13 protein-coding genes are annotated in these 13,163 nt (G+C 71.3%); 7 read left to right on the forward strand and 6 right to left on the reverse strand.

The window, feature by feature from the left end; genetic code table 11:
- Nucleotides 1-28 precede the first annotated feature (28 nt).
- On the reverse strand, nucleotides 29-1,579 hold the full coding sequence (locus AAHM41_RS04225; RefSeq protein ID WP_342235259.1) for an ABC transporter substrate-binding protein: 1,551 nt from the start codon (nucleotides 1,577-1,579) through the stop codon (nucleotides 29-31).
- Between the two features lie 127 nt (nucleotides 1,580-1,706).
- Between AAHM41_RS04225 and AAHM41_RS04230 the strand changes: the two genes are divergently transcribed.
- The 7 genes from AAHM41_RS04230 to AAHM41_RS04260 all read left to right on the forward strand — a co-directional run bounded on the left by AAHM41_RS04230 (nucleotide 1,707) and on the right by AAHM41_RS04260 (nucleotide 8,807).
- Complete coding sequence (locus AAHM41_RS04230; RefSeq protein ID WP_342235260.1) at nucleotides 1,707-2,849, forward strand: ROK family transcriptional regulator; 1,143 nt, start codon at nucleotides 1,707-1,709, stop codon at nucleotides 2,847-2,849.
- A 4-nt stretch (nucleotides 2,850-2,853) separates the two neighbouring features.
- Nucleotides 2,854-4,332 (forward strand): M81 family metallopeptidase, encoded by a 1,479-nt coding sequence (locus AAHM41_RS04235; protein ID WP_342235261.1) that lies wholly within the window; start codon nucleotides 2,854-2,856, stop codon nucleotides 4,330-4,332.
- 226 nt (nucleotides 4,333-4,558) lie between these two features.
- The gene (locus AAHM41_RS04240) at nucleotides 4,559-5,308 is read left to right on the forward strand and encodes a copper homeostasis protein CutC (protein WP_342235262.1); all 750 of its coding nucleotides are present in this window, start codon (nucleotides 4,559-4,561) and stop codon (nucleotides 5,306-5,308) included.
- Nucleotides 5,308-6,336 carry an ABC transporter ATP-binding protein gene (locus AAHM41_RS04245; RefSeq protein WP_342235263.1) on the forward strand — a complete coding sequence of 343 codons (1,029 nt, stop codon included), beginning with the start codon at nucleotides 5,308-5,310 and terminating at the stop codon, nucleotides 6,334-6,336. The genes AAHM41_RS04240 and AAHM41_RS04245 overlap by 1 nt, the downstream gene beginning before the upstream one ends.
- Nucleotides 6,333-7,352, forward strand: a complete 1,020-nt coding sequence (locus AAHM41_RS04250; protein ID WP_342235264.1) for an ABC transporter ATP-binding protein — start codon at nucleotides 6,333-6,335, stop codon at nucleotides 7,350-7,352. The genes AAHM41_RS04245 and AAHM41_RS04250 overlap by 4 nt, the downstream gene beginning before the upstream one ends.
- A gap of 142 nt (nucleotides 7,353-7,494) precedes the next feature.
- Nucleotides 7,495-8,070, forward strand: a complete 576-nt coding sequence (locus tag AAHM41_RS04255) for a cytochrome b (RefSeq protein WP_342235265.1) — start codon at nucleotides 7,495-7,497, stop codon at nucleotides 8,068-8,070.
- Nucleotides 8,071-8,120: 50 nt separating this feature from the next.
- Nucleotides 8,121-8,807 (forward strand): CDP-alcohol phosphatidyltransferase family protein, encoded by a 687-nt coding sequence (locus tag AAHM41_RS04260; RefSeq protein ID WP_342235266.1) that lies wholly within the window; start codon nucleotides 8,121-8,123, stop codon nucleotides 8,805-8,807.
- Here AAHM41_RS04260 and AAHM41_RS04265 read toward each other — a convergent pair whose 3' ends face one another.
- The 5 genes from AAHM41_RS04265 to AAHM41_RS04285 form a co-directional block, all read right to left on the reverse strand.
- Nucleotides 8,808-9,563 (reverse strand): hypothetical protein, encoded by a 756-nt coding sequence (locus tag AAHM41_RS04265; protein WP_342235267.1) that lies wholly within the window; start codon nucleotides 9,561-9,563, stop codon nucleotides 8,808-8,810. It abuts the gene before it with no gap.
- A gap of 22 nt (nucleotides 9,564-9,585) precedes the next feature.
- Nucleotides 9,586-11,013, reverse strand: coding sequence for an NADP-dependent phosphogluconate dehydrogenase (gene gndA, locus AAHM41_RS04270; protein WP_342235268.1), 1,428 nt, complete (start codon nucleotides 11,011-11,013; stop codon nucleotides 9,586-9,588).
- Nucleotides 11,014-11,116: 103 nt separating this feature from the next.
- Nucleotides 11,117-12,079 (reverse strand): alpha/beta hydrolase, encoded by a 963-nt coding sequence (locus AAHM41_RS04275; protein ID WP_342235269.1) that lies wholly within the window; start codon nucleotides 12,077-12,079, stop codon nucleotides 11,117-11,119.
- Between the two features lie 16 nt (nucleotides 12,080-12,095).
- On the reverse strand, nucleotides 12,096-12,248 hold the full coding sequence (locus AAHM41_RS04280; protein WP_342235270.1) for a hypothetical protein: 153 nt from the start codon (nucleotides 12,246-12,248) through the stop codon (nucleotides 12,096-12,098).
- Nucleotides 12,249-12,268: 20 nt separating this feature from the next.
- Complete coding sequence (locus tag AAHM41_RS04285) at nucleotides 12,269-12,970, reverse strand: SDR family NAD(P)-dependent oxidoreductase (protein ID WP_342235271.1); 702 nt, start codon at nucleotides 12,968-12,970, stop codon at nucleotides 12,269-12,271.
- Nucleotides 12,971-13,163: the final 193 nt, after the last annotated feature.

The following is a 13,163-nucleotide window of genomic DNA, read 5'->3' on the forward strand; positions in this document are numbered from 1 at the left end:
CGAGGGAAGGAGTGAAGCCCATCCGTCCTTACGCCTTCGTCGCCCGTTCCGGGATCACCTCGCCGCCGGGCTGCAGCCACAGGTTCTTGACGTCGGCCCGCGCCGCGGCGAGGTCGTTCGGGTAGTACAGCAGCACATGCGCCGCATCCTGGACGATGATGCGCTGCGCCTTGGCGTACAGCGTCTTGCGCTCGGCATCGTCGGTCGACGACCCGGCCTTGTTCAGGATCTCGTCCAGCTCGGCGTTGCTGTAGAAGCCGAGATTGGCGCCCTTCGGCGACCAGCTGTCGGTGTGGTACAGCGGCTTCAACTGCAGGTCGGCGTCGAAGGTGCCGGTCGACCAGGAGGCGATGACCGCGTGCACGGCCTGGGCCGCCTTCTGCTCCGGCGTGCCGAAGGCGGCGGCGGTCCATACTCCGCTCTCCATCCGCTGGATGTTCAGCGTGATCCCGGCCTGGGCCCACATGCCCTGCAGGATCTCGGCGATGTTCGCCTCCGGCTCCTGCACCGCGACATTGATGGTGATGCCGTCGGCATGGCCGGCCTCGGCCAAGAGGGCCTTGGCCTTGGCCACGTCCAGGCCGTAGCCCTCGACCGTCGGGTCGTAGCCGAACACGGCGGGCGACAGCGGCGAGGTCGCCGGCAGGCCGAAGCCGTACAGCAGGTTGCTGACGAGGCCAGCCCGGTCGGTGGCCAGGTTCAGCGCCTGGCGGACGCGGACATCGTCCAAGGGCGCCAGCTTGACGTTCAGCGACACCCAGAACACCGAGGTCGGGTTGCCCTGGATCAGGGTCAGCTCGGGGTTCGCCTTGATCGGCGCGGCGAAGACCGGCGGCAGCGGCACGACGACATCGGCGTCGCCGGTCTGCACCGCCATGTTCATGACCGCCGCTTCCTGGGTCCAGATCCATTTCAGGGTCTTGGTCGGCGCCTTCTCGCCCCAGTAATCGGCATTGGCCTCGGACAGCACGTATTCGCCCGATTTGTACTCGGCCAGCTTGTACGGGCCGGTGCCGACCGCGGCGCGGCCCAGCGTGCCGGCCGTGTCGGCCTTCGGGCTGACGATCGTGGCCGAGGCCACGGCCATCAGCTTGAGGAAGGCGGGGTAGGGGCGCTTCAGGGTGAAGCGGATGGTGTCGGCATCCAGCGCCTTGACCTCGGACAGGATGGCGCGGAACCGGCCGCTGGCGGCCAGGCCGCGCTTCTCGTCCATGTGCCGGGCGAAGCTGGCGATCACGGCGTCGGCGTTGCACGGCTCGCCGTCATGGAACTTGACGCCCTGGCGCAGGGTGAAGGTCCAGACCGTGCCGGTGGCGTCGGCCTCCCATTTGGTGGCCAGGACGGGCACCAGCTCCATCTTGTCGTTGTAGCCGGTCAGCCCCTCATACATCGGCTCCAGGATCGCCGAGGTGTAGGTCGCGGTCTGGTCCGCGGGATCCATGCTGCGCGGCGCCTCGCTCTGCAGGATCACGATCTGCGAGGCATCGGCGGCGAAGGCGCCGCGGCCGCGCAGCAGCGCCGCCAGTCCCAGCGACCCGCCCAGGGCCAGCGCGCCGCGCCGGTCGATCACAAATGCCATCTCGTCCCCCGTTGGTTGGAATCGGTCCGGATGCCCGCCGACTTTGTTAGATCGATGAAGCCTTCGGCTTGATTAAATTCAATTCCTAAACTAAATGTCAAGTCGAACGCACCGGATGCCGAGGCGAATGGCCAACCCGTCGAAACGCTCGCTGCTGAAAGCCGTGGCCGACCACGGGCCGCTGAGCCGGTCCGAGCTCGCGGTCCTGGCCGGGCTGAGCAAGGCGGCGATCACGGGGCTGAGCCGCGAGCTGATTCAGGACGGCGCGCTGGAGGAAAGCGAAGTCGCCTCGGCGCCCTCTCGCCAGGGCCGGCCGTCGATCCTGCTGCGGCTGAACCCGACCCATGGCTATTTCATCGGCGCCTCGATCGTAGAGGAGCCGGTGACGATGGTGCTGACCGATTTCCAGGGCGCGGTGCTGGGCCAGCGCACGGCCCCCTGGTCGAACGATCCGCAGGCGATCGCCGGCACCATCCGCGACTCGATCCCGCATCTCCTGGGCGAGGCCGGCATCCCGGCCGATCGGCTGCGCGGCATCGGCGTCGCCCTGTCCGGCCTGGTCAACCACGACCAGGACCGCTGCCTGCACTCCGCCAATCTCGGCTGGATCGACCTGCCGGTGGCGGCGGTGGTGGAGCAGGCGACCGGCGTGCCGACCTTCCTCGAGAACGACGCCAACGCCGTCGCCACCGGCGAACGGCTGTATGGCCTGGCGCGCGACTACCGCACCTTCGCCACCGTGACCTTCGGCGACAGCATCGGCTGCGCCCATTATGTCGACGGCACGCTCTACCGCGGCCATGGCGGCGGCGCCGGCGAGATCGCGCATTGCACGATCGAGCCGGGCGGGCTGCCCTGCCGCTGCGGCAAGCGCGGCTGCCTCGACACCGTGGCGCCGCGCCAGGCGATCCTGGCCCAGGCGCGGGCTCTCGGCCTCACGGCATCGACCACGGCGGAGGTAGAGGCCCTGGCGGCCCAGGGACATGCCGAGGCGATCGGCATCCTGCACCGGGCCGGCGGTGCGCTGGGCCTGGCCATCGCCCATGTGATCCAGGTCAACGACCCCGAATTCGTCCTGATCGTCGATGTCGAGGGCGCGATGGGGCCGCTGTTCCGCACCGTCACCCGGCAGGCGATCGAGGCCAATGTCCTGCCGCGTCTCGCCGCCTCGACCACCATCCGCTTCCACCACGCCACCCGCGCCCTGTGGGCCCGCGGCGCCGCCAGCATCGCCGCCCACCGCTTCCTGACCCGCGCCGAAGAAGGCTGAAGACATGGCATCCCTCCCGCGCATCGCCCCCCTTCGAATCGCGGTGGGCGGCATCCACACCGAATGCAGCACCTACAGCCCGGTCCTGGCGACCGAGGCGGATTTCCGGGTGCTGCGCGGCGACGCGCTGACCGCCGACCCCTCCTTCGCGATGCTGCGCGACTACGACGCCGTCTTCCTGCCGACCCTGCACGCCCGCGCCGTCCCCGGCGGCCCGGTCGCCCGCGCCACCTATGAGGCGTTCAAGGCCGAGTTCCTCGATCGTCTGAAAGCTCTCGGTCCGATCGACGGCCTGTATCTCGCCATGCACGGCGCCATGAATGTCGAGGGCATGGAGGATGCGGAGGGCGACTGGATCACCGCCGCCCGCGCCGCGGTAGGCCCGGACTGTCCGATCAGCGCCAGCTACGACCTGCATGGCAATGTCAGCCAGCGCATCATCGACGCGCTCGACATGTTCTCGACCTACCGCACCGCGCCGCATATCGATGTGGAGGAGACCAAGCGCCGCGCCTGCACCATGCTGATGCGCCGCCTCACCGAAGGCTTGCAGCCGCTGCTGCTGTGGGTCCCGGTGCCGGTGCTGTGGCCGGGCGAGCGCACCAGCACGGTGGACGAGCCGGCGAAGTCGCTCTACGCCCGGCTGCCCGCGGTCGACGCCGTCGACGGCATCCTCGATGCCTCGATGATGGTCGGCTATGTCTGGGCCGACGAGCCGCGGTCGACGGCGGCGATCATCATCACCGGCACCGACCCGGCGGCGATGGAGCGCGAGGGCGCCCGCCTGGCCCAGGCCTATTGGGATGCGCGCGACGACTTCGTCTTCGGCAGCCGCACCGGCACGGTGGAGGAGTGCGTCGGCTGGGCCGTCGGCTCGCCGACCCGGCCGGTGATCCTGGCTGATTCCGGCGACAACCCGACCGGCGGCGGCGTCGGCGACCGCGCCGACCTGCTGCGGGCGCTGCTGGCGCGCGACGCGCAGGATGTGCTGATCGCCGGCATCGCCGACCGCCCGGCGACCGAAGCCTGCTTCGCCGCCGGCATCGGCGGCCGGCTGCGCCTCAGCATCGGCGCGACTCTCGACACCAAGGGCAGCATGCCGGTCGAGGCGGAGGCCGAAGTGCTGGTGCTCGACCCCGGTGCTGATCTCGCCGACCGCCAGGCCCTGGTCCGCATCGGCGGCATCCGGGTGGTGCTGACCGCCCGGCGCCGGCCGTTCCACACCATCTCGGACTTTACCCGGCTGGGCGTGCACCCGGCCGAGGTGGCGATCCTGGTGGTCAAGTCCGGCTACCTGTCGCCGGAGCTGGCGCCGATCGCCAACCCGAACCTGATGGCGCTGTCGCCCGGCGTGGTCGACCAGGATGTCGAGCACCTGCCGCGCCACCGCACCACCCGCCCGACCTTCCCCTTCGACCGCGGCTTCGACTGGCACTCCCGCCCCGTCTGGTCCGCCCGGTCGCTCAAGGCGCTCGGCCGATGATGCTTTTGCCGATGGCGCTATCACTGCCGGCTCGCTCCGATTGCCTCTCCCGCCTGGCGGGAGAGGTCGGACATCCGCCAGGATGTCCGGGTGAGGGCTGGCCCAGGCCTCGACAAAATCCCCTCACCCGGAGCCGCTTCGCGTCTCCGACCTCTCCCGCAAGCGGGAGAGGCAACGCAAAACAGCCGTCCCGTATGGGATGTCCAGCGCAGCGAGAGACCTTCCGATGACCGCCACCCCCCTGATCGAGATCTGCGTCGAAGGCCTGGACGGGTTCCTGGCGGCCCAGGAGGGCGGGGCCGACCGGGTCGAGCTCTGCGCCAGCCTGATCGAGGGTGGGCTGACCCCCAGCATCGGCACCATCCTGGAGGTCAAGGCCCGTGCCCGCATCCCGTTCCACGTCATCATCCGGCCGCGCGGCGGCGACTTCCTGTACAGCGACACCGAGGTCGCCAGCATGCTGGCCGATGTGAAGGCGCTGCGGGAGCTCGGCGTGCCCGGCATCGTCATCGGCTGCCTGACCGCGGACGGCAGGATCGATGAGGACCGCACGGCGCAGCTGGTGCGCGAGGCCCGGCCGATGAAGGTCACCTGCCACCGCGCCTTCGACATGACCCGCGACCCGGAAGAGGCGCTGGAGGCGCTGATCCGCTGCGGCGTCGACCGGGTGCTGACCTCGGGCCAGCGGCCGGACGCGATGGCCGGCCTCGCGATCCTGAAGCGGGCGGTGGAGCAGGCCGGCGACCGCATCGTCATCATGGGCTGCGGCGATCTGGACGAGGCCAACATCGCCGGCATCCGCCGCGCCACCGGGCTGCAGGAGCTGCATTTCGCGGCGCCGCGCAGCGAGCCGAGCGGCATGGTCTACCGCAACCCGGAGATCGGCATGGGCGGCACCGAGCTGGAGCGCGAATACACCAACACCGTGACCGATCCGGAGCGGGTGCGCGCCACCATCCGCGCCGCGCGCGCCTGATGGCGGCGGCCGGCCCAGACGCCGACACGATCCTGTCGGTGAAGGAGCTGCGGACCTGGTTCGACACCGAGGACGGGCCGATCCGCTCGGTCGACGGGGTGACCTTCCACATCCGCCGCGGCGAGACCTTGGCGCTGGTCGGTGAATCCGGCTCGGGCAAGAGCGTCACCAGCCTGTCGCTGATGCGGCTGATCCAGACCCCGCCGGGCCGCATCGCCGGCGGCGAGATGCTGTTCACCGACGGCCAGGGCCGCCGGCGCGACCTCGCCCGCCTGTCGGAGGCGGAGATGCGCCGCATCCGCGGCAACGACATCGCCATGGTGTTCCAGGAGCCGATGACGTCGCTGAACCCGGTCTATCCGGTCGGCGACCAGATCGCCGAGGCGGTGGTGCTGCACCAGGGGCTGGGCCGCCGCGCCGCGATGGACACCGCGGCGCAGATGCTGGAGCTGGTCGGCATCCCGGCCGCCCGCCGGCGCCTGAAGGACTATCCGCACCAGATGTCCGGCGGCATGCGCCAGCGGGTGATGATCGCCATGGCGCTGTGCTGCCGCCCGGCGCTGCTGATCGCCGACGAGCCGACCACGGCGCTGGACGTCACCATCCAGGCCCAGATCCTGGACCTGATGCGCCGGCTGCAGGCCGAGATCGGCATGTCGATCCTGTTCATCACCCACAATCTCGGCGTGGTGGCCGAGATGGCCGACCGCGTTGCCGTGATGTATGGCGGAAGGGTGGTCGAGGAGGCCGGCGTGATCGAGATCTTCAAGTCGCCGCGCCACCCCTACACCATCGGCCTGCTGAACAGCGTGCCGCACACCGACTACGCGGCGCTGGACCGCGGCGAGTCCCGGCGGCTGGAGGCGATCCCCGGCAACGTGCCGAGCCCGCGCAAGCTGCCGCCCGGCTGCGCCTTCGCGCCGCGTTGCCGCTACGCGATCGACGCCTGCGCCGCCGCAGTGCCGCCGCTCGCCGATACCGGCGGCGGGCACATGTCGCGCTGCATCCGGTGGAGCGAGCTGGCATGAGCGCCGTCGTCGAGGACCGCCGCAGCACCATTGCCCTGCCGGCGCCCGGCGAGACGCTGGTCGAAGTCGAGGGGCTGCGCACCTGGTTCCCGGTCGGCGGCGGCCTGTTCGGCGGCAAGGGTCAGAACGTCCGTGCGGTCGAGGATGTGTCCTTCGTGCTGAAGCGGGGCGAGGTGGTCGGCCTGGTCGGCGAATCCGGCTCCGGCAAGACCACGGTCGGCCGGTCGATCCTGCGCCTGACCGAGCCGACCGCCGGGTCGGTACGCTTCGCCGGCACCGACATCCTCGGTCTGTCGAAATCGGCCTTCCAGGCCTATCGGCGCGAGATGCAGATCGTCTTCCAGGATCCCTATGCCAGCCTGAACCCGCGGATGACGGTGGGCGAGATCGTCGGCGAGGCGCTGACCATCCACGGCCTGTCCCGCGGCCGGCAGCGGCCGGAGCGGATCGCCGAGCTGCTGCGCCGGGTCGGGCTGCGGCCGGACGCAATCACCCGCTACCCGCACGAGTTCTCGGGTGGCCAGCGCCAGCGCATCGGCATCGCCCGGGCCCTGGCGGTCGAGCCCAGCTTCATCGTGGCGGACGAGCCGGTCTCGGCCCTCGACGTCTCGATCCAGGCCCAGGTGGTCAACCTGATCCAGGATCTGCAGCGCGACCTGGGCCTGACCATGCTGTTCATCGCCCATGATTTGTCGGTGGTCGAATACCTCTGCGACCGCGTGATCGTGATGTATCTCGGCCGGATCATGGAATCGGCGCCCGCCCGGTCGCTCTACACCGCGCCGCGCCACCCCTACACCCGGGCGCTGCTCTCGGCGGCGCCGGTGCCGGACCCGACGGTGCGGCGTGAGCGCATCCTGCTGCAGGGCGACATCCCCAGCCCGATCAACCCGCCCTCGGGCTGCGTCTTCCGCACCCGCTGCCCGCACGCGATCCCGGACTGCGCCACGGCGGTGCCGCCGTTGCGCGAGGTCGCGCCGGGCCACGCCAAGGCCTGCATCCGGGACGACCTGTAGCCCCGGCCCCACCACCGTCATGGCGAGCCCCGCCCCTTGCACTTGATTGGGGGGCGTGGCCATCCATCGCACCGGCCGCGCCATTTGAACACCGGCCGCGCCGTACTAGATCTTCCAAAGCGAAGCGGCGAAAGGGCGGTGCATGAACCGCAACACGGCGGAGCGTTGGGGGCGGGTCAGCATCGCCCTGCATTGGACGATCGCGGGCCTGATCCTGCTGGTGCAGATCCCGGCCGGCCTGACGATGAACCGGGTCGAGCCGGGCCTGCTGCAGAACATCCTCTACGACACGCACAAGATGACCGGGCTGACGGTGTTCGCGCTGGCGGTCGTCCGGCTGCTCTGGCGCTGGGCCAATCCGGTGCCCGAACTGCCGGCGGACATGCCGCCCTGGCAGGCGGCCGCGGCGCGCGTGACGCATGGGCTGCTGTATCTGCTGATCCTCGCCATGCCGGTCAGCGGCTTCATCTACACGGCCACGGGCGGCTTTCCGGTGCCGCTGTTCTATCTGGTCAACCTCGCGGACTTCGTCCCGGTGAGCAAGCCGGTCGCGGCCGTGGCCAAGGCCGTGCACCTCAACCTCATCTGGGTCCTGCTGGCGGTCGTCCTGCTGCATATCGCGGGCGCGCTGTACCACCACCTGGTCCGCCGCGACGGCGTCCTGCGGCGCATGCTGTCCTCGAAGGCGCGCCTGCCTGCTGGCGAGGCGCGATCCTGAACGGTCCTCTCCGCCTCACGACCTGGGCGTGCCTTCTCGGCGTGGGGACGGTGCTGACGGGCACGGCCGCGGCGCTGGCCGGCACAAGCCCGGTCGCCGCGCCCTTCCTGATCGCGACGCTCCTGGTCTATGCCGGGATCTCGGCCGTGATCGCCGTGACGATCCAGGGCTGGCACCCCCACCCGCGGTTCGGTGCGGCCAATCTGATGACGCTGACGCGGCTCGGCATCGCGGCGATCTTCGCCGGAGTGGTCGTGGAAGGGCTGCTCGACCGCAGCCGGATCTCGGCCGGGGTCGCCTGGGCCTGCGTCGCATTGCTGTCGGTCGCGCTGGTGCTGGATGGCGTCGACGGCCTGCTGGCCCGACGGCAGGCCCTGGCGTCGCGCTTCGGGGCGCGGTTCGACATGGAGGTCGACGCGCTGACGATCCTGCTGCTCTCGATTCTGGCGATGCTGCTGGACAAGGCCGGCGCCTGGGTCGCGCTGATCGGCCTGATGCGCTACGCCTTCGTCGCCGCCGCCCTTCTCCAGCCGGCACTGGCCGCGCCGCTGTCGCCGTCGCTGCGCCGGAAGGCCATCTGCGTCGTCCAGTACGCCGCGCTGCTCGTCATGCTGCTGCCGATCACGCACCCCCCGGCGACGACGGCCGTCGCGGCGGTCGCGCTCGCGGCCCTGGCCTGGTCCTTCGCCGTCGATATCGGCTGGCTGCTGCGGCGCGGCGTGCGGACGGCGATCTGATCAGAGGGTCGCGAGGAGGTCCACATGCCCGACCAGGCAGCGCCCGTCCGCGGCCCGGGCCTGCCGGAACGCCAGCCAGTCCTCGACCTCGGCCTTGGCGATGCCGGAGGCCACCGCGGCGATCCCGGGCAGCAGCGCGAGGACCAGCTCTGCGTCGCCCGGCCCGAGGCGCCACGGGCTCGCTTCGATGCGGACCTTGAAGCCCCGGGACCGCAACGCCGCGGCCAGCGCCCCCGCCCCGTCCGGACCGAGCGCCGGGCCGAATCCCTTGTCGGTCCGCTGATGCGCGTTGAGGGCGGTGGTCATCGCCTGGTCGCCGGGATGCGCCGGATCGAAGGACAACTGCCCGTCATAGGAGAGCGCGGCATAGAACGGGGACCGGCGGGCCTTCAGGGCATCCGCCAAGCGCTCGACCCACGCCTCGGAGACGAGATCCAGCAGCGCCGACGCGGTGACCAGCGCGGCCCCCTCGATCGGTGGCTCCCCGCGCGACAGGTCGCAGAGGACCGTTTCGGCCCCCGTTCTCCGACCGGCCTCGCGCAGCACGGCCGCATCATGGTCGACCAGCCGCCATCGGACGGCGGGGGCGAGACAGGACTGCAGCGCCCGCACGGTCGATCCGATGCCGCAGCCCAGATCCACGATCAGCCCGCCGGTCCCGACGAGAGACGCGGCGGCGCTGCGCAGCCCGGGATGCCGGGCGGCGTGGTCCGCAGGCTCGCGCAGGTCGAGCCAAGCGGTCGGGAAGGATGTCAAGGGGCTGCCGCCCTCGCTCCGATCAACCGTGCGCCTGGCTCCACGGGCCGTGATGCTGCCCCTCGGCGTCGATGCGGCCGAAGCCGTGGGCGCCGAAGAAGTCGCGCTGGCCCTGGGTCAGGTCGGCGGTCGAGCGCGGCTGGCGCAGCGCCAGCCAGCGCGAGGTCGCGGCCGACAGGGCCGGCACCGCATGGCCGTGGCGGAAGGCCTCGGCCACCACCTCCGGCAGCGCGCCCGCGGCGCCCTCGAACAGCGGCGTCAGGCCCGGTGCCAGCACCAGGGATTCTATGTCCGGCGTCTGGTCATAGGCCGAGGCGATGCGGTCCAGCAGGGTCGAGCGGATGATGCAGCCGGCTCGCCAGATCCGGGCGACCTCGGCCAGCGGCAGCTTCCAGCCATATTCGCGCGACGCCGCCGACATGATGGCGAAGCCCTCGGTGTAGGCCAGGATCTTGCCGGCCAGCAGCGCCTTCTCCAGCAGTTCGATCGCCGCCTCGCGGTTGCCGGCCAGGGTCAGCGGCTGGGCCGCGCCCGGGAAGCGCTCGGACAGGGTCTTGCGCAGGGCGCGCTCGGCCGAGACGCCGCGCGCCTCGACCGCCGCGGTGATCGAGGAGGCCGGGGCGCCCAGCGCCAGCGCCTCGATCGCCGACCAGCGGCCGGTGCCCTTCTGGCCGGCGCTGTCAACGATGACGTCGACCAGCGGCTTGCCGGTCTTGGGGTCGGTGGTCTTCAGCACCGTCGCCGTGATGTCGACGAGGTAGGAGGACAGCGGGCCCTTCGACCAGCGCTCGAACACGTCGCCGATCTCGGCCGGGGTCAGCCCCAGGCCGCGGCGCAGCAGGCCATAGACTTCGCCGATCATCTGCATGTCGGCATATTCGATGCCGTTGTGGATGGTCTTGACGAAGTGGCCGGCGCCGTCGGTGCCCAGCAGGGCGCAGCACGGCGTGCCCTCGAACTTGGCGGCGATCGCCTGAAAGATCTTGTCGACCCGGCCATAGACCTCGGGCTTGCCGCCGACCATGATCGACGGGCCGTGGCGCGCCCCTTCCTCGCCGCCGGAGACGCCGACGCCGAGATAGGCGAGGCCGGCCTTGTCCATGGCGCTCTCGCGCCGCACCGTGTCGTGGAAATTGGCGTTGCCGGCGTCGATCAGGGCGTCGCCCTTGTCCAGCAGCGGCTGCAGCCGGGCGGCGGTCTCGTCGACGGCGGCGCCGGCCTGCACCATCAGCAGGATGGCGCGGGGCTTCTTCACCGCCGCCACCAGCTCCTCCGGCGTGTGGCAGGGGACGAGGCGCTCGGCCAGCGGACCGGCCAGGGCCATCGCCTCGTCGGTCCTCTCGCTGCTGCGGTTGTAGAGCGCGACCCGGAAGCCCTTCTCCGCCATGTTGAAGGCGAGGTTCCGGCCCATGACGGCCAAGCCGACGACTGCGATGTCCGCGTCGCTCATCTGATGCCTCTTCTCTGTCCGCTGATGACCAGACGGCCAATCGATTCAGAGGCTATCGATAGTCAACCGCCGGAGCCTTGTCCATGCCCCGGCCGCCCGCTTGTCAGACAAGATGCCGCTTCAGCGCCGCGACCACGTCGTCGCGGGCCTCGCGGGCGCGGGACAAGAGGCGGGTCTGGGCCAGGAAGCCGTGCGGCATGTCGGGATAGACCTTCAGGCTGTGCGGCGCGTCGATCCGCGTCAGCCGCTGGTCCAGGGCGAGCGTGTCGTCGAGCAGCGGGTCCAGCGCGGCGGCGAGCAGCAGCAGCGGCGGCAGGCCGCCCAGATCGGCGGTCAGCGGCGCCGCCTGGGGATCGTCGCGCAGCGCCGGGTCGGGCAGGTACTGGGTCCAGAACCAGTCCAGCTTGGCGGTCGACAGGCCGTAGCTGCCATCGCCGAAATCGCGATGCGACGGGGTGTTGTGATTGGCCGACAGCATGCCGTAGACGATGGCACCGAAGCGCGGCAGCGGATCGGCCAGGTCGCGCAGCCGCAGCAGCGTGGCCAGCGCCAGGTTGCCGCCGGCGGAATCGCCGCCGATGCCGATGCGCCCGGCATCGATGCCCAGCGCCGCCGCTTTCGCGCGCAGCCATTGCACCACGGCGACGGCTTGGTCGCGCGCGGTCGGGAATTTGTGCTCGGGCGCCAGCGCATAGTCCAGGCCGACCACCACGACCCCGGCATCGCGCGCCACCTCGCGCTTCCAGCGGTCCAGCGAGTCGATGCCACCCAGGGCGAAGCCGCCCCCATGGGCGTGCAGATAGGCCGGCAGCGGCCCGGATGCGTTGTCCGGATAGTACAGCCGCACCCGCACCGGCACCGGCAGGTCGGACAGGACATGCTCCTCGACCCGGGCCAGCGGCGGCGCATCCTGGTTCAGGAAGGCCTGCAGCGTCAGGGCATGGCCGCGGGCGACGACGACCGGCGTCGCCAGCACGTCGGCCTGGACGATGCCGCTCTCGCGCAGCAGCGCCTGGCCGGCGAGGAATTCGGGGGCGAGGCCCGGCGGGGTCAGGGCATCCGGCATGTCGGGACCTCGGTGGTCAGCGGGGCAGGGGGCGCCGGACGAAGGCCCGGACCCGGTCCAGCAGGCCCGGCCCGGGCGGCCGTGCCCGGCGCGGTGGCTCAGCCTGGTCGTCGGGCCGCTCGGGCAGCCGGCTCTCCAGCGTGTGGATCAACCAACCGATCGTGTCCATGGGCCCTCCGAACCGTGAAATCAGAAAGTCTCCACCCAGGGCCGCAGCTCGATCTCCCAGCTCCAGGCGCTGCGCGGCTGGCGCAGCAGGTCGAGATAGCTCTGGGCGATGGCGTCGGGGTCCAGCGTGCTGTCCGGCTTGGCGGGCGGATCCTCGCGCCCGGCCTCGCGGATCTGGCCGTCGATCACGACATGGGCGACATGGATGCCCTGCGGCGACAGCTCGCGGGCCATGCTCTGGGCCAGGCCGCGCAGCGCGAACTTGCCCATGGCGAAGGGGGCGGAGCGGGCATAGCCCTTGACGCTGGCCGAGGCGCCGGTGAACAGGATGGCGCCGCGCCGCTTCTGCAGCATCCGCCGGGCCGCCTGCTGCCCGACCAGGAAGCCGCCGAAGGCCGACACCGCCAGCACCCGCTGCACCTCGGCCGGGTTCAAATCGGCCAGCGGGCCGCGCAGCCGGGCGCTGGCGTTGAAGATCACCACATCCGGGTCGCCGATGCGCTGCTGCACCGCGTCGAACAGCCCGGCCACCGCCTGGGCGTCCGATGCGTCGGCGGCAAAGGCGGCGGCGCCGGTCTCCTCCAGCAGCGGCTTCAGCTTGTCGGTGTCGCGCGCGGCGACGGCGACGCGCATTCCCTGGCGGCTGAGCAGCCGGGTCAGCGAGGCGCTGAGCCCGCTGCCGGTGCCGACGATCAGGGCGGTCTTGTAGCTCTCGCGGCTCATGGCTGTCCTCAGGACCGGGATGGCTGTGCCGGGTGCGGCTCCACCCTTGTCCTATCATGTCGTCGGCATCTGCCACAGCCGCAAGGCCGGTGTCAGGTCGGCCGGATCGCGCCATAGGCCCCGCGCCAGTACAGCAGCGGATCGGGGGGGGGGGGGGGGCCCCCCGGCCCCCCCCCCCGGCGGGCGCCCCCCC

This window comes from Inquilinus sp. OTU3971 (genome assembly GCF_038440215.1).